This window comes from Gluconacetobacter tumulicola (genome assembly GCF_014174215.1).
GTDB classification, from domain to species: domain Bacteria; phylum Pseudomonadota; class Alphaproteobacteria; order Acetobacterales; family Acetobacteraceae; genus Gluconacetobacter; species Gluconacetobacter tumulicola.
Window position 1 is genome coordinate 139,565 of the sequence record NZ_JABEQL010000002.1, and the last position, 24,805, is coordinate 164,369.

At 69.4% G+C, this 24,805-nt stretch carries 21 protein-coding genes; 11 read left to right on the forward strand and 10 right to left on the reverse strand.

The window, feature by feature from the left end; translation table 11 throughout:
- Positions 1-32: 32 nt before the first annotated feature.
- Entirely contained in the window at positions 33-1,406 is a 1,374-nt protein-coding gene (locus HLH29_RS02025; RefSeq protein ID WP_182964342.1) for an MdtA/MuxA family multidrug efflux RND transporter periplasmic adaptor subunit, read from the reverse strand.
- Positions 1,407-1,749: 343 nt separating this feature from the next.
- On the opposite strand from HLH29_RS02025, the gene HLH29_RS02030 reads away from it, so the two are divergent.
- The 3 genes from HLH29_RS02030 to HLH29_RS02040 all read left to right on the forward strand — a co-directional run bounded on the left by HLH29_RS02030 (position 1,750) and on the right by HLH29_RS02040 (position 3,978).
- The gene (locus tag HLH29_RS02030; RefSeq protein WP_182964343.1) at positions 1,750-2,058 is read left to right on the forward strand and encodes a CsbD family protein; all 309 of its coding nucleotides are present in this window, start codon (positions 1,750-1,752) and stop codon (positions 2,056-2,058) included.
- Positions 2,059-2,233: 175 nt separating this feature from the next.
- Positions 2,234-2,881 (forward strand): ribonuclease HII, encoded by a 648-nt coding sequence (locus HLH29_RS02035; protein ID WP_182964344.1) that lies wholly within the window; start codon positions 2,234-2,236, stop codon positions 2,879-2,881.
- Positions 2,878-3,978, forward strand: a complete 1,101-nt coding sequence (locus HLH29_RS02040; protein ID WP_182964345.1) for a site-specific DNA-methyltransferase — start codon at positions 2,878-2,880, stop codon at positions 3,976-3,978. Before HLH29_RS02035 ends, HLH29_RS02040 begins: the two co-directional genes overlap by 4 nt.
- An 86-nt stretch (positions 3,979-4,064) precedes the next feature.
- Here the strand turns inward: HLH29_RS02040 and HLH29_RS02045 are convergent, their stop codons facing one another.
- The 5 genes from HLH29_RS02045 to HLH29_RS02065 all read right to left on the reverse strand — a co-directional run bounded on the left by HLH29_RS02045 (position 4,065) and on the right by HLH29_RS02065 (position 11,853).
- Positions 4,065-4,679: an ankyrin repeat domain-containing protein gene (locus HLH29_RS02045; RefSeq protein ID WP_182964346.1), complete on the reverse strand. Its 615-nt coding sequence runs from the start codon at positions 4,677-4,679 to the stop codon at positions 4,065-4,067.
- 187 nt (positions 4,680-4,866) lie between these two features.
- Positions 4,867-7,002 carry a VWA domain-containing protein gene (locus tag HLH29_RS02050; protein ID WP_182964347.1) on the reverse strand — a complete coding sequence of 712 codons (2,136 nt, stop codon included), beginning with the start codon at positions 7,000-7,002 and terminating at the stop codon, positions 4,867-4,869.
- Positions 7,003-7,004: 2 nt separating this feature from the next.
- Positions 7,005-9,788 carry a DUF4159 domain-containing protein gene (locus tag HLH29_RS02055; RefSeq protein WP_182964348.1) on the reverse strand — a complete coding sequence of 928 codons (2,784 nt, stop codon included), beginning with the start codon at positions 9,786-9,788 and terminating at the stop codon, positions 7,005-7,007.
- Positions 9,785-10,795 (reverse strand): DUF58 domain-containing protein, encoded by a 1,011-nt coding sequence (locus HLH29_RS02060; protein ID WP_246373652.1) that lies wholly within the window; start codon positions 10,793-10,795, stop codon positions 9,785-9,787. The genes HLH29_RS02055 and HLH29_RS02060 overlap by 4 nt, the downstream gene beginning before the upstream one ends.
- An 8-nt stretch (positions 10,796-10,803) precedes the next feature.
- Positions 10,804-11,853 (reverse strand): AAA family ATPase, encoded by a 1,050-nt coding sequence (locus HLH29_RS02065; protein ID WP_182964349.1) that lies wholly within the window; start codon positions 11,851-11,853, stop codon positions 10,804-10,806.
- Between the two features lie 85 nt (positions 11,854-11,938).
- Here HLH29_RS02065 and HLH29_RS02070 point away from each other — a divergent pair, with 85 nt between their 5' ends.
- From HLH29_RS02070 to HLH29_RS02105, 8 genes are all read left to right on the forward strand, one after another.
- Positions 11,939-12,550: a DUF1285 domain-containing protein gene (locus HLH29_RS02070; protein WP_408871932.1), complete on the forward strand. Its 612-nt coding sequence runs from the start codon at positions 11,939-11,941 to the stop codon at positions 12,548-12,550.
- A gap of 26 nt (positions 12,551-12,576) precedes the next feature.
- On the forward strand, positions 12,577-13,776 hold the full coding sequence (locus HLH29_RS02075) for a CCA tRNA nucleotidyltransferase (protein WP_246373675.1): 1,200 nt from the start codon (positions 12,577-12,579) through the stop codon (positions 13,774-13,776).
- A 144-nt stretch (positions 13,777-13,920) separates the two neighbouring features.
- Positions 13,921-15,642: an ABC transporter ATP-binding protein gene (locus HLH29_RS02080; RefSeq protein WP_246373654.1), complete on the forward strand. Its 1,722-nt coding sequence runs from the start codon at positions 13,921-13,923 to the stop codon at positions 15,640-15,642.
- A 69-nt stretch (positions 15,643-15,711) separates the two neighbouring features.
- Positions 15,712-15,966: a type II toxin-antitoxin system Phd/YefM family antitoxin gene (locus HLH29_RS02085; RefSeq protein WP_182964353.1), complete on the forward strand. Its 255-nt coding sequence runs from the start codon at positions 15,712-15,714 to the stop codon at positions 15,964-15,966.
- On the forward strand, positions 15,963-16,229 hold the full coding sequence (locus HLH29_RS02090; protein ID WP_182964354.1) for a Txe/YoeB family addiction module toxin: 267 nt from the start codon (positions 15,963-15,965) through the stop codon (positions 16,227-16,229). Before HLH29_RS02085 ends, HLH29_RS02090 begins: the two co-directional genes overlap by 4 nt.
- A 138-nt stretch (positions 16,230-16,367) precedes the next feature.
- Entirely contained in the window at positions 16,368-17,459 is a 1,092-nt protein-coding gene (locus HLH29_RS02095; protein WP_182964355.1) for an HlyD family secretion protein, read from the forward strand.
- A complete protein-coding gene (locus HLH29_RS02100) occupies positions 17,456-19,066 on the forward strand; it encodes a DHA2 family efflux MFS transporter permease subunit (protein ID WP_275944126.1) in 1,611 nt (536 codons plus the stop codon). Before HLH29_RS02095 ends, HLH29_RS02100 begins: the two co-directional genes overlap by 4 nt.
- On the forward strand, positions 19,063-19,482 hold the full coding sequence (locus HLH29_RS02105) for an NUDIX hydrolase (RefSeq protein ID WP_182964356.1): 420 nt from the start codon (positions 19,063-19,065) through the stop codon (positions 19,480-19,482). Before HLH29_RS02100 ends, HLH29_RS02105 begins: the two co-directional genes overlap by 4 nt.
- A gap of 165 nt (positions 19,483-19,647) precedes the next feature.
- Here HLH29_RS02105 and HLH29_RS02110 read toward each other — a convergent pair whose 3' ends face one another.
- The 4 genes from HLH29_RS02110 to gpmI form a co-directional block, all read right to left on the reverse strand.
- Positions 19,648-20,154 carry an RNA pyrophosphohydrolase gene (locus HLH29_RS02110; protein ID WP_182964357.1) on the reverse strand — a complete coding sequence of 169 codons (507 nt, stop codon included), beginning with the start codon at positions 20,152-20,154 and terminating at the stop codon, positions 19,648-19,650.
- Complete coding sequence (locus HLH29_RS02115) at positions 20,147-21,571, reverse strand: S41 family peptidase (protein WP_182964358.1); 1,425 nt, start codon at positions 21,569-21,571, stop codon at positions 20,147-20,149. The genes HLH29_RS02110 and HLH29_RS02115 overlap by 8 nt, the downstream gene beginning before the upstream one ends.
- Positions 21,572-21,706: 135 nt before the next feature.
- On the reverse strand, positions 21,707-23,032 hold the full coding sequence (locus HLH29_RS02120) for a murein hydrolase activator EnvC family protein (protein WP_246373656.1): 1,326 nt from the start codon (positions 23,030-23,032) through the stop codon (positions 21,707-21,709).
- 205 nt (positions 23,033-23,237) lie between these two features.
- Positions 23,238-24,788: a 2,3-bisphosphoglycerate-independent phosphoglycerate mutase gene (gpmI, locus tag HLH29_RS02125; protein ID WP_182964360.1), complete on the reverse strand. Its 1,551-nt coding sequence runs from the start codon at positions 24,786-24,788 to the stop codon at positions 23,238-23,240.
- Positions 24,789-24,805 lie beyond the last annotated feature (17 nt).

The window sequence follows — 24,805 nt, forward strand, 5'->3', positions numbered from 1 at the left end:
CTGAAGGCGACGGGTCTGATGTCGGGCCGGAGTCACGGCTGGGGCTGCCCGCCGGATGTGCCGCCAGAGGGGCTGCCGGTGGTGCTGCCGGTGGTATCGCCCTGTCCCGCCGTATCGTGGCGGCGGTGACGGCGGCCCTGTCCGGCCTCCGGGGCGGCCGTGTCGCCGCCCTGGGTGGCGGTGGCGTCGCTTGCGGTCGGGATCGTGACCTTCGCGCCGGCATGCAGGTGGTCGGTGCCGTCGGTCACGACGGACTCGCCTTCCTTCAGCCCGCTGGTCACGACCACGCTGTCGCCGTGCGAGGTGCCGGTCCTGATGTCGCGGACCTCGACGGTGCTGTCGGACTTGACGACATAGACGAACGATCCGTTCGGCCCGGTCTGCACCGCGTTGGTCGGGAGCAGCAGCACGTCATGCTCGGTATTGACCAGCAGGTGCGCGTTGACGAACTGGTTCGGGAACAGGGTCTCGTCCTGGTTGGGGAAGATCGAGCGCATCTTGATCGTGCCCGTCGCGGTGTCGATCTGGCTGTCCAGCACGCTGACGGCGCCATCGGCGATCTTGCGCGTGTTGGTGCTGTCCCAGGCTTCGACCGGCAGGGAAACGCCGCTGTGCAGGCGGTCGGCCACCCGGCCCAGTTCGGTTTCCGGCAGGGTGAAGATCACGGAGATCGGCTGCATCTGGGTCAGGATGACCAGGCCGTTGGTCTGGCCGGCGGTGATGTAGTTGCCCATGTCCACCTGGCGGATGCCGACGCGGCCATCCACCGGGGCGATGACATGGCAGTAAGTGATCTGCAGCTTCTCGTTGTCGACCTGGGCCTGGTCGACCTTCACGGTGCCTTCGAGCTGCGCGACCTTGTATTGCTGGTCGACGGCGGTCTGGGCCGCGATGCTGTTCTGGCGGATCAGGCGCTGATAGCGGGCATTATCCACCCTTGCCTGCTGTAGCTGCGCCATGTCGGACGCCAGTTGCCCCTCGTACTGGGCCAGCAGCACTTCGTAGGGCCTGGTGTCGATCAGTGCCAGGAGGTCGCCCTTCCTGACGTGCTGGCCCTCGGTGAACAGCACCTGCATCAGATAGCCGTCGACCCGCGACTGGACCGTGACGTTGGTGATCGGGATCACGGTGCCGAGCTCGGTCAGTTCGACCGGCATGTCGCCCTTGCGCACGGTGGCGACCGCGACCGGCTGGACATCCGCCGCCATCTGGCGGGCGTGGCGCCCGCCGCTGCCGCTCTGGCCGTGTGGCCTGAGGAAGGCCGCCGCGATGACGGCGGCGCCGACCAGCGCCGTGCCCCACAGCAGGAGGCGGCGGCGCGATTTCTTCCCGGCGCTGCCCTGCCGGCCGGGCCCTGTCGATTGCTGAGCGGGCAGGTCGGACGGGTCCAGAGTCGGTTTGTCCATGGTCGTCGGGTCTTCCTCAATCCAATGACGTCGGGCACGTCAGGCGTGCGATTTGTGGGGCAGTGTTAGCAGCTACGCGAAAAAAATGTGCCTAAATCCTTGCTTAGGAAACCGTCTAGAAATGTAACAATTTTCGACGCTCGCCAACCGTCTGCCGTGTGTTTTCGGCGGATGGCGCCGTCTATTCCATCGGTGGCGGGATCGTGATGCCCGCGATAGCGTGCCATCCGGGCCGGATGATCCGGCCCGCCCGGGGGCGGGGTGCGCAACCGGGGTGCATTCGATCCGTTTCCATAAGACAGGCCCCCCGCGCGGGGCGGGTCCGTTTGGAGGAGTAAAAGGCATGACGGAATCCGGTAACGAAACGTTTGTCGAGAAGGCAAAGGGCACCATCGAGGAAGGGACCGGCCGCCTGAAGGACGCGGCGGGTGGCCTGACGGGCGATCTGGGCATGCAGGCGGAAGGCAAGGTCGATCAGCTGAGCGGCATGGCGCGTCGCGAATTCGCCGAGCTGTACGAAGAGGGCGAAGGCAAGGTGGAGAAGGCCGTGCTGTTCGTGCAGGACCGGCCTTTGCTGTCGGTGGCGATCGCGGCTGTCGTCGGGCTTCTGGCCGGGTTGATCCTGCTGCCGCGCCGGGCGGCGAAGGGCTGAAATCCCGCCGGCCCGAGTCCCTGACGGGACGAGTTTTTTCCGTTTGAAAGGACTCGGCATGGAATCAGCATCTTGCGCAACATGACGTAAAGATGGTTTCCATCCCTTCAGGACGTGATTCGGTGTACGAATCGGGCGACAGGCGCCCGGCTCGGCCCGGTTCGGGATGGGGTGGATGCCGGATTACACGCGCGAGGCGCAGCATGGGGGCCGGGTCGCCGGAGTGGATGAAGTGGGCCGTGGCCCGCTGGCGGGCCCGGTCGTGGCGGCCGCGGTGATCTTCGACGGCGGCGTGCCGGACCGGCTGGCCACTCTGCTGGACGATTCGAAGAAGCTGTCTTCCGTGGCACGGCAGCGCGCCTATGTCGCGCTGCGTGGCGCCCGGGGAGTGCATGTCGCGGTTGCCGCGGCCTCGGTCGCCGAGATCGCGCGCCTGAATATCCTGCATGCCGCCTTTCTGGCGATGCGGCGCGCTGTCGCGCGCCTGCCTGTGCGGCCGGACCTGGTGCTGGTGGATGGAAACGCCGCCCCCGATTTCGGGTGCCGGACGGAATGTGTCGTGGGTGGGGACGGCGAAAGCCTGTCGATCGCGGCGGCGTCGATCGTGGCCAAGGTGGTGCGCGACCGGCTGATGGAGCGTCTGGCCGTCCGCTGGCCCGCTTATGGGTGGGAGCGCAATGCCGGTTACGGCACCGCCGAGCATCGTGCGGCGCTGTGCGATGTCGGCACCACACCGCATCATCGCGCGGCGTTCGGCACCGTCCGGCAATTGTCGCTGGGCCTGCCCGTCGATGGCAGCGAAGCAGCCTGGGGTGTGTCATGAGCGGCGCGGTGATGATGGAACTGCCCCTCGACCAGATCCTGCGCGGGGATTGCATCGAGCTGATGCAGACCCTGCCGAGCGGGTCGATCGACTGTATCTTCGCCGATCCGCCCTACAACCTCCAATTGCGTGGAGAGCTGCGCCGACCCGATGACAGCATCGTGGATGGGGTGGACGATGATTGGGACAAATTCAGCGATCTTGCGGAATATGACCGCTTTACCCGGGCCTGGCTGGGCGAGGCGCGCCGCCTGCTGCGCAAGGACGGCACGATCTGGGTGATCGGGTCGTATCACAATATCTTCCGGATCGGTGCGATCCTGCAGGATCTGGGGTTCTGGATCCTGAACGACGTGATCTGGCGCAAGTCGAACCCGATGCCGAATTTCCGGGGCCGGCGCTTCACCAATGCCCATGAGACGCTGATCTGGGCGGCGCGGGGGGCCGACAGCCGCTATCGCTTCAACTACCAGGCGATGAAGGCGCTGAACGACGACGTGCAGATGCGCTCGGACTGGTACCTGCCGCTGTGCACGGGTGGCGAGCGGCTGCGCAATGCCCATGGGCTGAAGCTGCATCCGACCCAGAAGCCCGAAAGCCTGCTGCATCGGGTGCTGGTTGCCTCGACCAATGTGGACGACATCATCCTCGACCCGTTTGCCGGCACGGGCACGACGACGGCGATGGCGCGGCGTCTGCGCCGCCGCTTTATCGGGATCGAGCGCCATCCGGACTATGCGGAAGCCGCGATCGGCCGTGCCCGGCGCGAGCGCCCCGTGCCCCTGGATAGTGTGCTGACGACGCCTGCCCGGCGCGAGACGCCGCGTGTGCCCTTCGGCAGTCTGGTCGAACGGGGCCTGCTGCCGGCTGGAACGATGGTGTATGACCGGCATCAGCGCGTATCCGCCACCGTGGCGCCCGATGGCACGCTTGTCAGCGGCACGCAGCGCGGGTCGATCCACAAGCTGGGGGCGCTGCTGACCAATGCCCCGTCCTGCAACGGCTGGACGTTCTGGCATCTGTTGCGCGACGGCCAGATGGTTCCGCTGGACGTCTTGCGGACCGAGATCCTGTCGCAGGATAGCGCGGCCGGATGAGGGCCTGACCGGACGCGCGCCCCGGATTCAGTCGCCCCTTCGGATCAATCGATCCGAAGGGGCGAGGCAGCCCTGATAACGGAGCGTCAGCCGCCGCCGAAGCCCAGGAAGCCGATTTCGGGGCGGGGGGTGCCGTTGTCGCGGGGGGCGGTGCGGCTGGTCGCCACCATCACGCCCGATCGGGACCCGTGGCTGGTGCCGTCGATGGTCAGGTGGCCGCTGCCATTCCGCATGGTGATGCCGGAATGGGTGGTCGAGGCCGCGATGACGTGCTCGTCGTCCAGCGTGCGGAGCGACAGCAGCAGGAAGGTGATGTCGTTGCGGTTCAGGTCGATCGCCATGTCCAGCGGCGTCTGACCCAGAACATTATGGCCTTCCATGTCGGCGCCACGATTCAGGGCTTCCTTGGCCGCGCCGAGGCTGCCGCGATTGATGGCGTCGAACAGGGCGGCGGTCGGGTTCAGGTCGCCATTGGCATGGCCGCTGACGTCCTCGTTCGCCTCGGCGCCGGGGAGGGCGGCCGGCGGGGCGGCCGCGCGTGCGGTGCGCCTTGCCTCGGCCTGCTTCGCCGCGTCGGCGGCTTCGGCTTCGGCCTCATCGTCATCCGATTGGGCATAGGCGAAATGCGTCGGGGCCATGATGACCGCGCTGCCGGTCAGCAGCGCGAGGAAGAGAAGGCGGATACCTGTTCTGACAATCATTATTCGTCTCAGTAACATTCGTCTCGATCACAGGCGCGACCTGTTCGGGGCGGATGCGGACCGCCCGATATGGACCGGCTTGCCGGACGCGTACCCGGCCCCCTTTCATAATCCAGATCAGGCCGCGATGCGATGGAAATCGCAGGATCGCGAGTCATGTGGCCGTCGGGCTGCATGGCAACGCGTTTCAGCGGCCCTCGCGCCACCAGCCCGTCAGCAGGAGTGAGGCGGCCAGCGCCAGCACCAGCCAGACCGGCAGGAGCGGGCTTGCGGTTCGGCCGGTGATCAGGCGGGCGTCGCGCTGGGGAAAGCCTATCCAGTCGGATCCCGCCATGCGGCCCGAAGCCGGGGGATGCAGCGCGGGCAATTGGAGATGGTCCGGATCGTCCCCAAGCCAGAACATGCCGCCGCCCGTCTGGCCGGCGAGCGGAGCCGTGACCGTCGCCGTGGCCCGCAGGTCCGCCCATTCCACCGGATCGTCCTGGGCGGGGGCGGCGAAGGCGCGGTGCGTGCCGTCATCGGCCATCCAGATGCCCTGCCGGGTTGCCGGCGCATCGGCCTGGGACAGGCCGATGCCGGTGGCATGCAGCGGCACCTGGCGCGTGGTGCCGTCGGGCGCGGTGATGGTGACCGCGCGCGGAGCGATGGGGGCGGCGGTGCGGCGGGTCACGACGATCCGGCCGTCGGTGATGGTGGCCGTGAGTTGTTCCTCCTCCAGCTCCGGCTCCTTCATCAGCCAGTGCGAGACGTGGCGCAGCAGTTCGGATTGTGGGCCGCCGCCGCCCTCGCCATGCGACCAGAGCCAGATCTGGTCGGACAGGAGGAAGGCGACGCGGCCCCGATCCACCCGGTCCAGCACCAGCAGCGGGGTGTGGTTCGGGCCGTCCATCAGGACCTGTCCGTGGACGGAATCGGTCCGCAGGACCCGGTACCATGGTCCCCATTCGGCATCGTGCCCATCCGGCGCGCTGCCGGCGCCCGGCAGGCCCGCCGTGACGGGGTGGCGGTGGCCGTCTGCCGTGAGGGCGGGGCGGAAGCGCTGTTCCGTCAGCCCGCCCTCGGCCGGGACATGGGCCGGCAGGATGTCGCCCAGCGGCGTATCCTGCAAAGATCCGGGGCCCAGGAATTCCGGGCCGCCGATCAGCAGCAGGCCGCCACCGTCGCGCACATACCGGGCGATGTTCTCCAGATAGGCGCGGGGCAGGATGGCGCGGTTCTCGAACCCGTCCAGGATGATCAGGTCGAACTGACTGATCTTTTCCTGGAACAGTTCGCGCACCGGGAAGGCGATCAGCGCGAGGTCGGACAGCGGCGTGCCGTCATCCTTGTCGGGCGGGCGCAGGATGGTGAAGTGCACCAGATCGACCGACGGGTCGGCCTTCAGCAGGCGGCGCCAGACCCGCTCGCCCTGGTTGGGGGTGCCCGAGACCAGCAGCACGCGCAGCCGGTCGCGCACCCCGTTGATCCGCACCACATCCTGATTGTTGGCGGTCGAGACTTCACCCGCGAGGGCCGAGACCGACAGGCCGACCAGCATGGGGCCGGGATGGGTGACGGGCAGGGTGATGTCCTGCGGCTGGCCGACGCGGACGGTCTTGTGCAACGGGGGTTCGCCGCCGCGATCCAGCGTCAGCTCGACCTCGGCGCCGGTGTCGGGGTGGGGGCCCAGATCGTCCACCTGCACCCGCAGCGTCGCGGTCTGGCCGACGATGGCGTAGGGGGGCGCCTGGAGGATGCGCAGCCGGCGGTCCGTTTCCTCGCCCTTTGCCGCCAGCAGTACATGCAGCGGAAGAATTGTGTGCCGGCCGCCGGAATCGGCGGGGCGCAGCCGTTCGGGCGCGTGGGCCGGGGTGTCGTGAACCTGTCCGTCGGTCAGCAGGATGGCGCCGGCCAGGCGGGCCGGTGGAATGTCGGCTGCCGCCTGGTCCAGGGCCGCGAACAGGCGGGTGCCCTGGCCATGGCCGTCGCGCACGGTGACGGTGCGCAGGGTCAGCCCCGGCACATGCGCGGCCTCGGCCTGGAGGCGTTCGGCCGCCTGATGGGCGATGGTGGCGCGCTGTCCCACGCCCATGGAGGAGGACTGGTCGACCACCAGAATGGCGGTTTCGGGCAGGGCCTGCCCGGTTTCGCTGATGCGTTCGGGGCCGGCCAGCCACAGCAGGACGATGGCCGCCGCCGCCGCGCGCCACAGCGTGCCGCGCGCCCGGCGCAGCAGGCCGGCCAGCAGGACGAGCGTGGCCAGGAGCGCCAGCGTGTAGAGCAGCCAGGAAGGCAGCAGCGGCGAGAAGGAGATCATGTGCCGCAGGGTGGTCAGGTCGGGCATGGTCATTCCCCCAGCCGCCGCAGCAGGGCGGGGACATGGACCTGATCCGCCTTGTAATTGCCCGTCAGGGCATAAAGCACGGCATTGACGCCGAACCGGTAGGCCGTGATGCGCTGGGTGGCCCCGTCCGGCACCGTGGCGTAGGGCGTGTCGCCCTGGGCGTCGACGGCCCAGGCATGGACCCAGTCGCTGGAGCCGATGATGACCGGGCTGACGCCGTCATTGGCACTGTCGTCCTCGCGCGCCACCCAGACGGGCAGCCCGTCATAACGGCCGGGGAAACTGTGCAGCAGGTAGAAGGTGTGGGCCAGCACGTGCCGGTCGGTCAGCCGGGTGAGGGGGGGCACGTCCAGCCCCCTGGTCATGCGGCGCAGCGCGGCCGCCGTGCCGGGAGCCTGGGCGGCGAAGCCGGCGACTTGCGGGGCGTCGGTGCCGGGTGCTGTGGGATCGACGCCCTGGCTGTCGATCAGCAGGATGCCGCCATGGCGCATATAGGCGTTCAGCGCTGCCGTGCGCGCCGGGTCGATCGTCGCGTCGGCCGCGACCGGCCAGTAGAGCATCGGATAATAGGACAGATCGTCGCGGCCCGGCACCACGCCGTCCGGATGGCCCAGCACCGCCGAGGTCCGGGCGTTGGTGTAATCCGACAGGCCTTGCAGCCCCTCGCGCGACACGGCGTCGAGATCGGCATGGCCGGTCAGGATATAGCCCAGCCTGGTTTCAAGGGCCGCGCCGGGGACGCCGTCCGGCGCGGGTTGGGCGCGGGCGGGGGAGGACAGGGTGGCCAGCAGCAGGGCGCCCGTCAGGGCTGCCCGTCCGGCCGGGAGGCGGCCGGCCCGCAGCAGCAGGGTCAGCACCGCGTCCAGCGCCAGCAGCAGCAGGGCGGCGGCGACCAGCCAGGGGCCCAGCGCGCGGTCGCGGGGCTGGCCACCCAGAGTGACTTCGTGGCCGATCGTGGCCTGGGCGGCGAGCGGGCCGATCGCGTCGCCCAGATTCAGGGCGCGGCGGCTGGCGCGCGGGCCGTACAGGCCGGGCGGATGGGCGGGAGAGGGGGGCGTGGCCCCGAATGCGTCGGCCGGGAGGGCCCGCGCGGCGGGTGGGGGCGGGCTGAGGACCGCGTCGGCATCCAGTGTCATGTAGGGGGCGAGCAGGCTGTGGTCGGCCGGGGCGTCGACGCCGACCGAGCGTTCGGCCAGCCGGCGCAGCATGTCGACGAACAGGCCGGAGAGCGGCAGGTTCGACCATTCGGCCGTGCTGGTGACGTGGAAGAGCACGATTTCGCCCGCGCCCAGTGCGGCATGGGTGACCAGGGGCGTGCCGTCGGTCAGGCGGGCCCAGCTATGGGTGGCCAGATCGGCCGCCGGGCGGGCCAGGACCTGGCGCGAGACGGTGACGTCGGTGGGAACGGTCAGGCCGTGGAAGGGGGAATCGTTGGGGAATGGGGCCAGATGTTCCGGCTTGCCCCAGGACATCGCGCCGCCGAGCTGGCGTTCGCCCGACATCAGGGGCACGGGCAGCAGGGCGTCGGGCAGGGGGGATGAGGGGACATCCGCATCCGCGGTGCTGTCGGAAGCGATGGGATCGTGGTCCGGGCTGCCGTTCAGGAGGGGGCCGGCGAAGCGGATCAGCATGCCGCCCTTGCGCACCCATTCGGTGACGGCACGGCGGGTTTCGGGACTGTCCAGCGCGCCGTCGGGTGCGATCAGGATCGAGAGCGGACGGGTCAGCAGCGTGGCGGCCGGGCCCTCGCGCAGTTCGGCGGTCGGGGACAGGGCGCGGCGGAGGTAGAACAGCGTGCCCATCAGGGGCGTATCGGTGCCGGCGACGCCGATCAGCCCCACCGGGCGGCGCCGGTCGCCCTCGTCCAGCAGGCGCACGCCGGCCGGGCCTTGCATGTCGCGCAGGACCAGCCGGCCGATCCGGTTGCGCAGTTCGGCGGGCAGCGCCACCTCGGCCGTGCCCTGCCGGGCGCCGGCCGCGACGGGTACCGGTACCAGCGACAGCACGCCGCCATCGGTGGCTTCGGCCCGCACCGTCAACTGGCGCGGATGGGGCGAGGGCAGGGTGCTGACGGCGACGTGCAGGTGCTGGTCGCCGGCTACGGGGGCGGGCGTCAGGACCGCGATCGTCGCATCGCGGTCGATCAGGGTTTCGGCCGGACCGAGTGTGGCCAATGCGGCGGCGAAGGCGGGGTCTTCCGTGCCGGCCAGCCCGTCGGAGACGTAAGCCACCCGCCCGTGCCACCCGCTGGCGGCCAGGTCGCGCAGGGCCTGTGCCGCGGCGGCGCGGTCGGTCGGCCAGGGCATGGGGCGGGAGGAATCCAGCATGCCGCGCAGCATGGACGGTGGCGTCGGCGCGCCGATGGACGGGGCCTCGCCGGCCGGTCCCGGTGCGGTTGTCAGCAGGCGGACGGGGTGGGTTGCGCGATCCAGCAGGGCGTCGATGGCCGCCAGGCGCCGGGGCCAGTCCGGCACGGCGGCCCAGCCATTGTCGAAGACCACGAGCAGGTCGGTATCCGCGCTGCCGGGCGTGGGTTGGCCGGCGCGGTCTTGGCGGAGGACCGGGCCGGCCAGCCCGACGATCAGCGCCGCGAGTGCCGCGCAGCGCAGCAGCAGCAGCCAGAGCGGGGCGGTGGCGGCCTGCGTGACCCGGGCCCGCAGGCCGCGCAGCAGCATGATGGCGGGGAAGGCGCGGCGCTGGGGCGGCGGCGGCAGGGTGCGCAGGAGCAGCCACAGAACCGGCAGGATGGCCAGCGCCGCCAGCAGCCAGGGAAGCTGGAAGATCATGGGCGCTCTCCCCGCCCCGACAGGGCGGCGTGCAGGGCCAGCAGGGCCTCCTCCGGCCGCTGGTCGGTCGCGTGGCGGATCAGCAGATGGCCGTTGGTGCGGCACAGATCGGCCAGGGCCGCCTGATGGCGGGCATAGGCATCGCGATAGGCGCCGCGCACCTGTTCGACGCCGGAAAGGGTCAGCGTGTCCTCGCCTTCCAGGCCGGAAAAGCGGACATGTCCCGCGTAAGGGAGGTCGGCCTCGGCCGGATCGTTGACCAGCAGGAGCAGGGCCCGGGCCGGACGCGCCGTCAGGCCGCGCAGCAGCGCCCCCATGGCCGGCAGCCCGCACAGCCCGTCGCCCACCAGCACCGCCCGCGCGTGACGGGGCACCTGCTGCGGATGCGGCAGGCTGGTGTTCTCCGGGTCATGCGCCATGGTCCGCATCAGGGCGACCGCCAGCCGGTCCAGCGCCGCCCGGCCGCCGGGGGGGATGTCGACCGGTTCGCCCGGCGTCAGCAGGCGTACGCGTTCGCCCTGGCGCAGCAGCAGCGCGCCCAGCGCCAGGGTCAGCAGGATGGCGGACTCCGATTTCAGCGGGAGTGCCGGGGCGGAGCGCCAGCGCATCGAGGCGCTGGGGTCGCACCACAGGCAGACGGTCTGGGCGGCCTCGGCCTCGGTTTCCCGGACATAGGCGCGGCTGCTGCGGGCCGACTGGCGCCAGTCGATGCGCGTGACCGGCTCGCCGGGCTGGGCGGGGCGGAACTGCCAGAAATCCTCGCCCGGGCCGGCCTGGCGGCGTCCATGGTGGCCGGCCGCCACGGTCGCGGCGATGCGCTGGGCCGACAGGATCAGCGAGGGCATGCGTGCGGCCAGGTTTTCCGCCGCCGCCAGCGGGACGGCGGCCGCGCTCATGCCGGCGTCGGGCGTGTCCGTTGCCGGGACGTGCCGTACCAGCGCGCGGCCCAGGGCGTGGCGCATAATAAAGGCGGCCGCGCGGCCGGGCAGGGAGGGGGGCCGCGTCATCGCGACGGTCAGTCCAGCGTGCGGAGCAGGCCGTCGATCAGGTCCGGCAGGCGCCGGTTTTCGGCCCGGGCGGTGAAGGTCAGGGACATGCGGTGGGCCAGGACCGGCTGGGCCAGGGCGGCGATATCGTCGATGCTGGGCGACAGGCGGCCGTCGAGCAGCGCGCGGGCCCGGGTGGCCAGCATCAGCGCCTGCGCGGCGCGCGGGCCGGGGCCCCAGGCCACGGAGTCGCGGATGGTGGCATCCTGCGTCGTCTCCGGCCGGGCGGCGCGGACCAGGCGCACGATGGCGTCCACCACACGGTCGCCGACCGGCAGGGCGCGGACCAGGCGCTGGGCCTCGACCAGGTCGCGGTCGGTCAGCACGGGGCGGGGCACCACGTCCTGGCTGCCGGTGGTGGCCAGCAGCATCGCGCGTTCGGCGGCCTCGTCGGGGAAGCCGAGCGGGATCTGGAGCATGAAGCGGTCGAGCTGGGCTTCGGGCAGCGGATAGGTGCCTTCCTGCTCGATCGGGTTCTGGGTGGCGAGGACGTGGAACGGATGGGGCAGCCTGTGGTCGGTGCCCGCGATGGCGACCCGGTGTTCCTGCATGGCCTGGAGCAGGGCGGACTGGGTGCGGGGGCTGGCGCGGTTGATTTCGTCGGCCATCAGCAACTGGCAGAAGACGGGGCCGGGGACGAAGCGGAAGCTGCGGCGGCCGTGCTCGTCCTCGTCCAGGATCTCGCTGCCGGTGATGTCGGACGGCATCAGGTCGGGCGTGAACTGCACGCGGCGGGCTTCCAGGCCCAGCACCGTTCCCAATGTCGTGACCAGCAGGGTCTTGCCCAGCCCGGGCGCGCCGACCAGCAGCGTATGGCCGCCGGCCAGGATGCTGGTCAGGGTCTGGTCGATGACCGTGCGCTGGCCATGGATGACGCGGCCGATTTCGGCCCGCGCCGCCTGGAGCAGCCCGCCCAGGCGTTCGGCCTGCGCGAGGTCGGCGGTGGCATCCGATGCCGCAAAGGGGGGCAGGCCCGGCGCGGTGCCGGAGGCTGAGGGCAGGGCGTCCGATATCGTCATGCGTTCAATCTGACAGGTCTGGGGGTTTCATCAAGTCGGGGATGATCCCTATATCGGGTGTCGGATGATTCAACTGGCGTGGGTTATGCATTTGGCTGACGATCTGAACAGGCACGCCGTGGCGTCTTTCGAGGCTGTCGGATGTTCCCCGCGGCGTGCCGTCGCGTCCGCGCCGTCGTCATGCGGGGCGTTGCCGTTCCGGATACAGCGCGACGGGACGTGGCTTTATCGCGGCACGCCGATCCGTCGCAAGCCGATGGTCTGCCTGTTCGCGTCGGTGCTGACCCGTGATGCCGAGGGGGCGTACTGGCTGCAGATGCCGACCGAGCGCGGCACGATCGAGGTCGAGGATGTTCCGTTCGTGGCGATGGAGCTGCATTGGAGCGGCTGCGGGCGTGATCAGGTCCTGTCCTTTCGCACCAATGTCGACCTGGTGGTGTGTGCCGGGCCGGACCACGCGATCCTGGCCGAATGGGATGTTCCCTGCGAGGAATGCGGCGCCGGCCCGGTTCCCTATCTGCATGTACGCGACGGCGCCGGGGCTTATCCGATCCGGGCCCGGATCGCCCGTTCGGTCTATTACGAACTGGCGGCCCTGGCGGTTCCCGGCACCTGTCGCGGCGCGCCGTGCCTGGGCGTATGGAGCCAGAATGTCTTCTTTCCCCTCTCGTGCCTGCCGGCCGGAGAGGGGAGCTGACGCGCGGCGAGGAGCCGGCCGGCGAACTGGCGGACCGGCTGGCGGCGCTGCCGCCGGACATACGCCATGGGCTGGGGCGGCTGTGGGGGCTGCTGCCGGAGGCGCGGCTGGTCGGCGGGGTTGTGCGCGACCTGCTGGCCGGACGGACGGTGGCCGATATCGACATGGCCACGCCGGAACCGCCCGGGCGCGTGCAGGCCATCCTGACCGCGGCCGGGATCAAGGTCGTGGCCACCGGACTGGCCCATGGCACGGTGACGGCCGTGATCGGCGGCCGGCCGTACGAGATCACGACCCTGCGCCGGGATGAACGGACGGATGGGCGGCACGCGGTCGTGGCCTGGACGGGCGACTGGAGGGAAGACGCGGCCCGGCGGGATTTCACGATCAATGCGATGTCCTGCGACCGTTACGGCGTGGTGCATGATGATTTCGGCGGGCGGGTGGATCTGGCGGCCGGGCGGGTGCGTTTTGTCGGGGACGCGTCGGCGCGCATTCGCGAGGATGCGTTGCGGGTGCTGCGCTTTTTTCGTTTCCATGCCCGCTATGGGCGGGGTGCGCCGGATGCGGAGGCGATGGGCGCGATTGCGGCGCTGCGCGAGCATCTGTCCCGGCTTTCGGCGGAGCGGGTGTGGTCGGAACTGCGGCGCATTCTGGTCGGCCCCGGTGTGGTGGCGACCCTGGGGCTGATGGATACATGTGGCGTGCTGGCCTGCCTGCTGCCGGAAGGGTGCGACCTGCCTGCGCTGGGGCGGCTGATCGGGACCGGTGCGCCGGATGATTCGGTGCTGCGGCTGGCGGTGCTGGCGCGGGCGGCGCCGGACGTGCTGGCCGGCCGCCTGCGCCTGTCGCGGGCCGAGACGGCGGCGCTGGCGGCGATCCGGTCGGGACCGCTGCCGGACCCGGCGATGGATGAGGATGGACGCCGCCGCCTGCTGGCCGATGAGCCCGCCCAGGCCCTGGTCGGGCGGAGCTGGCGGGTTCAGGCGGAGCGGCTGGGGACGCGATCGCCCGCGTGGGACGCGTTGCGTGCCGACCTGCTGGACCGCGCGCGGCCGGTCTTTCCGCTTGCGGGGCGGGACCTGATGCAGGCCGGCATGGCGCCCGGCCCCCGTATGGGGCAGGTGCTGGAGCAGGTTCGCGCATGGTGGCTGGCGGGCGGATGCCGCGCCGGGCGGCGGGACTGTCTGGCCTATCTGGAGCGGCTGGTGGCCGGCCCTGCCTGATCCCGGGCACTGGGCGTTGCTTTCTTTGTCACCCATGGCTTGGTAAAGGGCTGCATGAACGTCGTTTCGTCCCGGACCCCGGTTTCTGCCCCGCCTGTGCCGCCGCCGGCCCGGCCCCCGGGTGCTGATGTGCGTGAGCGGGGCATGGACCTGCTGCGGCGGGTGTGGCGCGAGGATGTGCGCCGCCATCGCGGCCGGATCGCGGCGGTGATCGGGCTGACCGTTTTGATGGCGTCGCTGACCGGCCTGTATCCGCTGGTCATCCAGCGGGCGCTGGACATGTTTGCCGACCATGATCCGCGCATCCTCTACCAGGTGCCGGCGCTGGTGATCCTGATCACCGCCGCCAAGGCGCTGTCGCAATATGGCCAGACCGTCGCGGTACAGAATCTTGTGCTGGTGGTGATCCGTGGGTTGCAGGAGCGGATGTTCGCCCATCTGCTCCATGCCGACATCGCCCGTGTGGAGCGCGAGGCGCCGGCGCAGCTTGCGGCCCGGTTTACCACCGATGCCGTCTCGATCCGCGAGGCGATGATCCGCGTCGTCAATTCGCTGGGCGATGTCGTCACCGTCGCCGGGCTGGTGGTGTCGATGTTCTATATGGACTGGGAGCTGAGCCTGATCGCGGCGGTGCTGTATCCGATCGCGGCGGTGCCGATCCAGCGCCTGGGCAAGAAGGTGCGGCGGGCATCGGGCGGGATGCAGGAGCGGATGGGCGAGACCTCGGCGCTGCTGACCGAGAGCTTTTCCCAGGCACGGACGGTGCGGGTCTATCGTCTGGAACAGGCGGAAGCGAAGCGGGTCGATCATGCGTTCGATCAGTTGCATGCCGCCCTTCTGCGCATTGCGCGGGGGCGGGCGCGGGTCGATCCGGTGCTGGAAGTGCTGGGTGGGGCCGCGGTGGCGGCCGTGCTGGGCTTTGCCGGCTGGCGCGCGGCGCTGGGGGGCGCGACCCTGGGCGATTTTTCGGGCTTCGTGGCGGCGCTGCTGCTGGCGTCGCGTCCGCTGCGGGCGCTGGGGTCGCTGAATGCCGCCATGCAGGAAGGGTTTGCGGGGCTGGAGCGGATCTTCGCCGTGATCGACGAGCCGGCCGATATCGTCGAGGCGCCCGATGCAAGGCCCCTGCCCGAGGGTAATGGCCATCTGCGTTTCGAGGCGGCGTCGTTCGTCTATCCCGATGGGCGGGTGGGGCTGGACGGGCTGAGTTTCGATGCAAGGCCGGGCCTGACGGTGGCGCTGGTCGGCCCGTCGGGGGCTGGAAAATCGACCGCGCTGTCGCTGATCCCGCGCCTGCATGATGTCAGTGGCGGGCGGATCGTGCTGGACGGGATGGATCTGCGCGCCGTGCGGCTGGCCGACCTGCGCGATGCCATTGCCTATGTCAGCCAGGATACGCTGCTGTTCGACCTGTCGGTGGCGGACAATATCCGGGTGGGCCGGCCGAGGGCGACGGATGCCGACATTCGGGCGGCGGCGCGGGCGGCGGCGGCGGAGCCCTTTATCGATGCGTTGCCTGAGGGGTTTGCCACCCGCGTCGGCCCCGGCGGCCAGCGCTTGTCGGGCGGGCAGCGCCAGCGCGTGGCCCTGGCCCGGGCCCTGCTGCGCGATCCGCGCGTGCTGCTGCTGGACGAGGCGACCAGCGCCCTGGACAGCGAGAGCGAGGCGCTGGTGCAGGAGGCGCTGGGCCAGTTGCGCCATGGGCGGACGACCATTGTGGTGGCCCACCGGCTGTCGACCGTGCGCTCGGCCGACCTGGTGGTGGTGCTGGCCGACGGGCAGGGCGTGGAATGCGGCACCCATGCCGACCTGATGGCGGCCGACGGGCTGTATGCCCGCATGGTACGGACCCAGGCTTTCGGTCTCTGAGCTGCCGGTGATGGGACGCTTGTAAATGTACCGACAGGCGTACATTTATGAGTCGAAGGAGATCGGATCATGCAGGTTCTGACCTATTCGGAAGTCCGGACCCGGCTGAAGGACGTCATGGAGCAGGTGACGGACAATCATGACGAGGTGATTGTCACCCGCAAGAACGGCAAGCCGGTGGTCATGGTCTCTCTGGAAGAATGGAATGCCATCCAGGAAACGATGCACCTGCTGGCGTCACCGGCCAACGCGCAGAGCCTGCGGGCGTCGATTGCCCAGCTTGAGGCCGGGCATGGCGGGGAGCGGGCGCTGATCGAACCGTGAAACTCGTTTTCTCGGATCTTTCATGGGAACAATATCTCTATTGGCATGAGACCGATCCGAAGGTCTTTGCCCGGCTCAATGCCCTTATCAGGGAATGTCGACGCCTGCCCTTTCAGGGGACCGGGAAACCCGAGCCGCTGAAGGGTGAGTTATCGGGATGGTGGTCGCGTCGTCTGACCCAGCAGGATCGGCTTGTCTATCGTGTTTCCGGCCGGGGTGAGGGGCAGGCGCTGGAGATCGCCCAGTGCCGCTATCATTACTGAGCGGGCCTGTTCGGGGCTTTCATTGCGCTTGTCGAAGCAGGGCGGTTGATGGATCGGGTTCTTCGTGCCATGGATTGACCGACCGGTTCGGTCATTCGATCGCGTCGGCGCCATGAGCTGGAAGTCAAGAGGAACCGTATGGCCGAGCAAGACGGCGCAGGGTCGGGCGACACGCCGGAAGAATCGCGCAAAAAGAAATCGAACCCGCTGATCCGTGTCGGCCTGATCGCCTTCGTCGCGGTCATCGCCATCGGGGCGGGGGTCTACTGGTTCCTGACCCGCCACGACATCGAGACGGATGATGCGTTTACCGCCGGGCGGGCGGTGACGATCGCGCCGCATGTGCGCGGCTACGTGACGGAACTGCTGGTGAACGACAACCAGTTCGTCCGGGCCGGCCAGCTTCTGGCGCGGATCGACGACCGCGACTATCGCGCGGCGCGGGACAATGCGGCGGCGACGCTGCAGATCGCGCAGGCGCAGGCGGCCGGGGCGCAGTTCGGCCTGGCGGTGGCGCAGAAGGATTTCCCGGGTCGCCTGCTGATGGCGCAGGGCCAGTTGCAGGCCGCCCAGGCGCAGCAGTTCAGGGCCGAGACCGATTATCGCCGCCAGCATGCGGTGGCGCGTGCCGCCACCACGCAGCAGGATGTCGATTATGCCACGGCGGCGCTTCAGGCCGCGAAGGCCCAGGTGACGCAGGCCGAGGGCAATCTGCGGATCGCCGAGCCGGTGGAGGCCAATATCTCGACCACCCAGACGCGGATCAGCCAGTATGACGCGCAGATCGCGCAGGCGCGGGCGCAACTGGCGCAGGCCGAGCTGAATCTGGGCTGGACGGACATCCGCGCCCCGCACGATGGCTGGATTTCGCAGCGCAATATCGAGCGCGGCAGCTTTGTCAGCGAGGGGCAGTCGATCTTCTCGGTCGTCGAGCCGGAGGTCTGGGTGATCGCCAACTACAAGGAAACCCAACTGGCCCATATGCGGCCGGGACAGAAGGTGGACATTGCGGTGGATGCCTATCCGTTCCTGGACCTGAAGGGGCATGTGGATTCGATCCAGCTCGGCACCGGTGCGACCTTCAGCGCCTTTCCGCCCGAGAACGCGACCGGCAATTATGTGAAGATCGTGCAGCGCGTGCCGGTGAAGATCATGATCGACCAGGGCATGCGGCCCGACCTGCCGCTGACGCTGGGCCTGTCGGTCGTGCCGACGGTGCATACGGAATGAGCGGCGGCCCGGCGGCCGGTGCGTCCGCCCCGGCGGGGACGCCCCCAGCGGAACAGCCATGGAAGCCCCGTGCCAATCCATGGCTGATCGCGATCGTCGTGACGGTGGCCGCGTTCATGGAAATCCTGGACACGACCATCGTCAACGTCTCGCTGCCGCATATCGCCGGCAGCCTGTCCTCGACCTATGACGACGCGACCTGGACCCTGACATCCTATCTGGTGGCCAACGGCATCGTGCTGACCATCTCGGGGTGGCTGGGCAAGCTGCTGGGCCGAAAACGCTATTTCCTGATCTGTATCTTCATGTTCACCGTGTCGTCGTTCCTGTGCGGCATGGCGACCAGCCTGCCGGAACTGATCGTGTTCCGGCTGATGCAGGGTTTCTTCGGCGGGGGGCTGCAGCCCAACCAGCAATCGATCATCCTCGATACGTTCCCGCCCGAGCGGCGGGCGGCGGCGTTCGGGCTGACGGCGATCGCCACTATCGTGGCGCCCGTGATCGGGCCGGCGCTGGGTGGGTGGATCACCGACAATTATTCCTGGCGCTGGATCTTCTTCATCAACGTGCCCGTGGGGCTGGCGGCGACCTTCGCCGTGTCGATGATCGTGGAGGACCCGCCCTGGGCGAGGAAGCAGAAGGCGCCGCTGGACATTGTGGGGATCGGGCTGATCGCCATCGGGTTCGGCTGCCTGGAGGTTGCGGTCGATCGCGGTGAGGATGAGGACTGGTTCGGGTCGTCGATGATCCGGACCATGGCGGTGCTGGCGGTACTGGGGATTGGCGGCGCGGTGGTCTGGCTGCTGCGGACCAAAAGGCCGGCGGTGGACCTGCGCGTGTTCAGGGACCGCAATTTCGCGACCGGCACGCTGCTGATCGGGGCGGTGGGGGCGCTGCTCTATTCGGCCGCGATCGTCGTGCCGCAATTCGCGCAGCAGGTGATGGGCTATAACGCCACCCTGTCGGGGCTGATCCTGTCGCCTGGCGGTGTCGCGGTGATCGTGCTGATTCCGCTGGTCGGGCGGTCGATGAAATATCTCAGCCTGCGGATGCTGATCGCCATGGGCTTCTTCTTCATGGGCGTATCGCTGTTCTGGTCGGCGCATCTGGTGCCGTTGCTGGATTTCCGCCATCTGGTGCTGTTCCGCATGAGCCAGACGGCCAGCCTGGCCTTTCTGTTCGTGCCGATTTCGACCATCACCTTCGCCACCCTGCCGCGCGAGCTGAATGCCGATGCCTCGGCGCTGTTCAGCATGGCGCGCAACGTGATGGGGTCGATCGCGATTTCGGGCTCGACCGCCATGCTGACCGAAATCCGCCAGGCGCATCAGACGCAGATGGTGCATTGGATGACGCCGTTCCATCAGCCCTATAACGATTATCTGGCGCGTGCGCGGCAGGTCGCTTCGGGGCATGGGATCGCGCAGGGGGCGGTCAATGCTGTGGCCCAGCATCGCCTGTTCGTGGAGTTCACGCGGCAGATCGCGATCCTGGCTTACAACGAGGTCTTCATGATCCTGGGGATAGGGGCGTTTCTGGTGGTGCCGCTCTGCTTCCTGCTGTCGCCGATCAAGGGAGGCGGCAAGCGGCCGTCGGCGGGACATTGAGTGCCGGCCACGACGTGCGGGGGCGGGTGATCAGCGTCGTCTCGGCCGCGATCGTGCGGGAGGGGGCGTTGCTGGTGGTGCGCAAGCGCGGCACGGACAGTTTCATGCTGCCGGGCGGCAAGGCCGAGCCGGGCGAGACCGAGGCCGAGACCCTGCAACGCGAGCTGTACGAGGAGCTGGGTTGCCGGCTGCATGCCGAGGGGCTGATGCTGCTGGGGCATTTCGAGGCGCCGGCGGCCAATGAGCCCGGATGCATCGTGCGGGCGGCGATCTACTGCGGGGATCTGGATGGCAGACCCGCCATCGCGGCGGAGATCGCGGAGATGCTGTGGCTGGACGTGGTGGGCGCGGACGATCCGCCCATCCGTCTGGCCCCGCTGTTGAGCCGGCATGTGCTGCCGGCATTGTGCCGCTAGAGGCTGCTGCAAAAGCCGCCGCTGGCGGCGGCCTGACGGCGGTTTCCTGCACTTCGCGGCGGGCGGCCCATAAGGCCGCTCCGCTCCGATGCTCGGAAACCACCGCCAGACGCGTGGCTGGTGCCACGCTTCCACTCACCATCGGAGCTTTTGCAACAGCCTCTCTTAGGGTCGCGGCTGCGCGTAGGCAGCGAAATCGCCGGTCAGGATGCGGTAGATGGGGCGCTTGAAGCCGACATTGCGTTCGGGCAGCGTGGCCAGGTCGACCCATTGCCAGGCATCGAATTCCGCCGGCTGGTGGGCATCCAGCCGGATGTCGGCATCGGTGCCGGTGAAGCGCAGGGCGAACCATTTCTGGGTCTGGCCGCGATAGCGGCCGCCGAGCGCCTTGCCGATCAGGGCAGCGGGCAGGTCGTAGGTCAGCCAGCGGGGGTGGGCGGCGATGATTTCGGCCCGGTCGGTTCCGATTTCCTCGAGCAGTTCGCGCAGTACGGCCTGTTCGGGGTCTTCGTCGGCGTCGATGCCGCCCTGGGGGCATTGCCAGACACCGTCTTCCATGGGGCCGCCTGCGCCCTGCATGTCGGTGCGGCGGCCGATCAGGACTTGTCCGCGGTCGTTGAACAGCATGGCCCCGACATTGCGGCGATAAGGCAGATCTGCCGCGTCAGTCATGACGCGGCAGGTTTGCCGGCGAGGCATCGGCCGTGTGCGGGCCGGTCGTCATGGCGCGGACGATCTTGAGCCCCTGCTGCAACTGGAAGTCGGTTGCGGGTTTCGTGAGGTCGAAGGTGGGCCAGTTGGCCGGCGGCTCGCCGGGGATGGACGAGACGATCGGTGGCAGGTCGACGCGCGACGGCGGCTTGGCGGTGTTGCCGCCCTGGTTCTTGATGATGTGGCTGAGATCGGCCTCGCGGATGCTGTAGCCCGGGTCCTCGCGGGTTTCGCGCACCGTCACGTCGGGGACGATGCCCAGGCCCTGGATGGAGCGGCCCGACGGCGTGTAGTAGCGTGCCGTGGTCAGGCGCAGCGCGCCGTCGCCGGGGATGGGCAGGATGGTCTGCACCGATCCCTTGCCGAAGGATTTCTCGCCGATCAGGACGGCGCGCTGATGGTCCTGCAGGGCGCCGGCGACGATTTCGCTGGCCGAGGCCGAACCGCCATTGATCAGGACCACCATCGGCAGGCCGTCGGTGATGTCGGTGCCGTGGGCATCCCAGCGCTGGCTTTCCTGCGCGTGGCGGGCGCGGGTCGAGACGATTTCGCCATTGCGGATGAAATCGGAACTGACGGCGATGGCCTGGTTCAGCAGGCCGCCCGGATCGGAGCGCAGGTCCAGCACCAGGCCGGTCAGGTGGCCATGGGCGTCGGCTTTCAGCTTGCGGTAGGCGGCTTCCAGCCCCGGCGAGGTTTCCTCGTTGAATTCCGACACCCGGATATAGCCGGTCGAATCGTACAGGGCCGACTTGATCACCTGGATATGGATGACCGCCCGCGTCATGGTCACGATGAGCGGCTTGGGCGTCTTTTCGCGGATCAGGGTCAGGGAGATCGTGGTATCGGGCTTGCCGCGCATCCGCTGCACGGCCTCGTCCAGCGGCAGGCCGTCGATATTCTTGCCGTCGATGGCGACGATATAGTCGCCGGGCTTGATGCCGGCCTTGGCGGCGGGCGTGTCGTCGATCGGCGAGACGACGCGGATGTGGCTGTCATCGGCCTGGACTTCCAGCCCCAGCCCGCCGAACTCGCCCTTCGTGCGGGTTTGCAGGTCGGCGTACTGTTTTTCGGTCATGTAGGAACTGTGCGGGTCGAGGCCGCTCAGCATGCCGTTCAGCGCGTTGATGATGAGTTCGCGGTTCGACACCTGGTCGACGTAATTCGCCTTCACCTGTTCCAGCACATGGCCGAACAGCGACAGAAGGCGGAAATTCTCGGCCGGAGAATCCGAATCGCTGTCCTTGGTCAGGCTGGCGGCCAGCGCGTTGGATGTCAGGCTGCTCCCTGCCGGCAGGGAGAGGTGGGCGATCTGTGGCCCCGCCGCGATGCCTGCCAGAAAGGCGCAGCCAAGCAGCAGGCCGGTGCGGAACGTCATGCCATGCGTCTCCTGAGTGAAACCGCCCCTGTCGTGGACGGTGGGGCTCCATGCCGTTCGGAAACGGCATGTATCGTCGTCATTGCCGCGATCTTATACCGAACTCGTGTCGGGCGGAAACCGCCGAGAAGGGGGCTATAGAAACGGGGCGGGGTCGACCGCGCCGCCGCCGTGCCGCAACTGCACGAACAGGGTCGGCCGGGCGCCCTGGCCGCTCCAGTCGGGCATGCGGCCGACCGGGGCGCCACGGGCCAGTGCCTGGCCGGTCGAGACGGCCAGCCCCCCCAGCCCCGCCATGACGAAACGATAATGGCGCCCGCAATTGAGGATGACCATCTGGCCGTAGGAGCGGAATGCGCCCGCGAAATCGACCTGGCCCGCGCAGGGGGTGCGCACGGCGGCGCCGGAGGGCGGGGCGTAGGTGATGCCGGTGGCCGGTCCGGCCTCGGTCGCGGCCCCCCAGGCGGTGACGATCGTGCCCGGGACGGGGGCGCCGCGCCCGGCCGGCGTGCCGGGTGGGGTGGCGTTCAGCCCCGGGCCCGGCCCCTGGGCAATGGCGGCGGCTCGGGCGCGCGCGGCTGCGGCCTCGTCGGCGCGGTGGGCTCGGGCGGCGGCCTGGGCCGCCTGTTCCAACTGGTCCTCGGCGGCTTTTTCCAGCGCCTCGATCCGGTTGACGGCGTCTTGCAGGCTGCTGGCCCTGCGGGTCGCGTCCTCGACCTGGCGGGCGGCCTGGGTGGCGGCGCTGTTCGAGCGCTGCTGGGCCTGGCGGGCGGCCTCGGCGGCGCGGGCGACGCTGTCGCGCTGGGCCGCCTGCTGCTGCTGGAGGTCCGACAGCCGCGCACCTTCGCGCGCCAGGTCGGCGTCCAGCCCGGCCAGGACGGCATGACGGGCGCGGATGGCACCGGCCCGTTGTTCGAGCTGCGCGGACAGGCCCTGGATGACCAGCAACCCGGCGATGGCGCGGTCGGGCGGGACCGGGGCGGCCAGCAGCGTGTCGGCCGGGTAGCGCGCCAGCCGCGCCGCCAGCGGCAGCATTGGGGTGACGGAGGCCGAATCGCGCGCGAGTTCCGTGCGGAGCCGGGTCTGTTCGGCGCGCAGGGCGGCGATGCGGTCGCCGAGTTCGGCGGTCTGCTGTTCGGTCTGCTGCAACTGGGCGGTGGCGTCGACCGTCGCGTCCGACAGGGCGGCGGCCCGGGCGGTGTCCTGGCGCGCCTGGGCCCGGGCGGCGTCGCGGGCGGCGGTGCGGGCCGCCAGGTCGCGGGCCTGAAGCTGCTGGCGGGCGATCAGGGCCTGCTGGGCGGCGCGGGCCTGCGCCACCGCGCGGCGCGCGGCGGCTGCTGCGTTATCGGCGGCCGCGCCCTGGCTGGAATGCCGGGAGGCATGGTGATGCGGGCTGTTCTGGGTTGGGTGGGGCGAGGCTGCGTGGGACGGGCCGGGGACTAGCCCGGCGAGCAGGCCCATGAGCCCCATCGCTGCCACCGAGCTTTGGCAGGCTGGTGGGGAATGTCTGTCCGGAAACGTGGGCTGGTGAGCGAGAGCGGCCCAAGGGGCCGCGCCCGTCGTGTGTTTCCGAGCATCGAAGCGGAGCGGCCATATGGGCCGTGAGCATCGGAGCGCAGGAAACGCGCGTCGGATCGCCGCCAGCGCGCGTTTACGGGCAGACATTTCAGAAGCCGTGTTTGGGGATCATCAGCGAATTGCCCGTCATCGCTTCCGGCTTCGGCAGGCCCATCAGGGCCAGCAGGGTGGGGGCGAGGTCGGCCAGGCGGCCGTCATGCAGTTCCACTTCGCGCACGCCGGACAGTACCACCGGAACCACGTTGAGCGTGTGGGCCGTGTGCGGGCCGCCGGTTTCCGGGTCGAACATGGTTTCCGCATTGCCGTGATCGGCGGTGACCAGGATGGCGCCGCGCTGGCGGTGGATGGCCTCGACCAGTTGCTTCAGCCCCCGGTCCACGGCCTCGATCGCCTTGACCGCCGCGCTGAAGATTCCGGTATGCCCGACCATGTCGGGGTTGGCGTAATTGAGGATGATGAGGTCGTAGGTGCCGCTGTTGATGGCCTGGACGGCCTTTTCGGTCAGTTCGGGCGCGGACATTTCCGGCTGGAGGTCATAGGTCGCGACCTTGGGGGAGGGGACCATGATCCGGTCCTCGCCCGGCAGTTCCCCTTCCTTGCCGCCATTGAGGAAGTAGGTGACGTGGGGGTATTTCTCGGTTTCGGCCATGCGGAGCTGGCGCAGGCCGGCCTTCGAGACCACGTCGCCCAGCAGATCGTCCAGCGATTGCGGCGGGAACAGCACGCCGATCAACTCCGCCAGGCGGTCGCTGTAGCGGGTCATGCCGACGGCGGCGGAGACATGGACCACGCGCGAGCGGGGGAAGCCCTGGAAGTCCTTCTCCAGCACCGCGTCCAGCAGTTGGCGGATGCGGTCCGCGCGGAAATTGAAGGACAGGACGGCGTCGCCGTCCTTCATGCCCTTATAGCCGCCGAGGACGGTCGGCGGCAGGAATTCGTCGGTGGTGCCGGCCTTGTAGGCAGCTTCGAGCACTGCCAGCGGGTCGTCGCCGTGGGGTCCCTGGGCCGAGACGATGGCGTTGTACGCTTTTTCCACCCGGTCCCAGCGGCGGTCGCGGTCCATGGCGAAATAGCGGCCCGAGATGGTGGCGATGGTGACAGTGGGCGGCAGGTCGGCGATCAGGCGGGCGACATAGTCGCGGCCGGAATGGGGCGGGGTGTCGCGCCCGTCGGTAAAGATGTGGAAGGCGACCGCCACGCCGTTATTGGCGAGGATCTTCGCCAGGGCCACGGCGTGGTCCTGGTGGGAGTGGACGCCGCCGGCGGAGACCAGGCCCATGAGGTGGCAGGTGCCGCCGGTCTTCTTCACGGCCGCGATCAGGTCGGCCAGGGCCGGGTTGGCTGCCAGGCTGCCGTCACGGATGGCGGCGAAGATGCGCGGCAGTTCCTGCATGACGACGCGGCCGGCACCGATATTGAGATGGCCGACCTCGGAATTGCCCATCTGCCCTTCCGGAAGGCCGACATCCTCGCCACATGTCTTGAGGAAGGCGCGCGGTCCCTCCTGCCACAGGCGGTCGAAGGTGGGGGTATAGGCCGCGCGCACGGCGTTGTCGGCCACGTCCTCGCGCCAGCCGAACCCGTCGAGGATGACGAGCATGACGGGACGGCGGGGGGGAAGCTGGGTCTGGTCGGCCATGGGTATTCTCTCCCGTT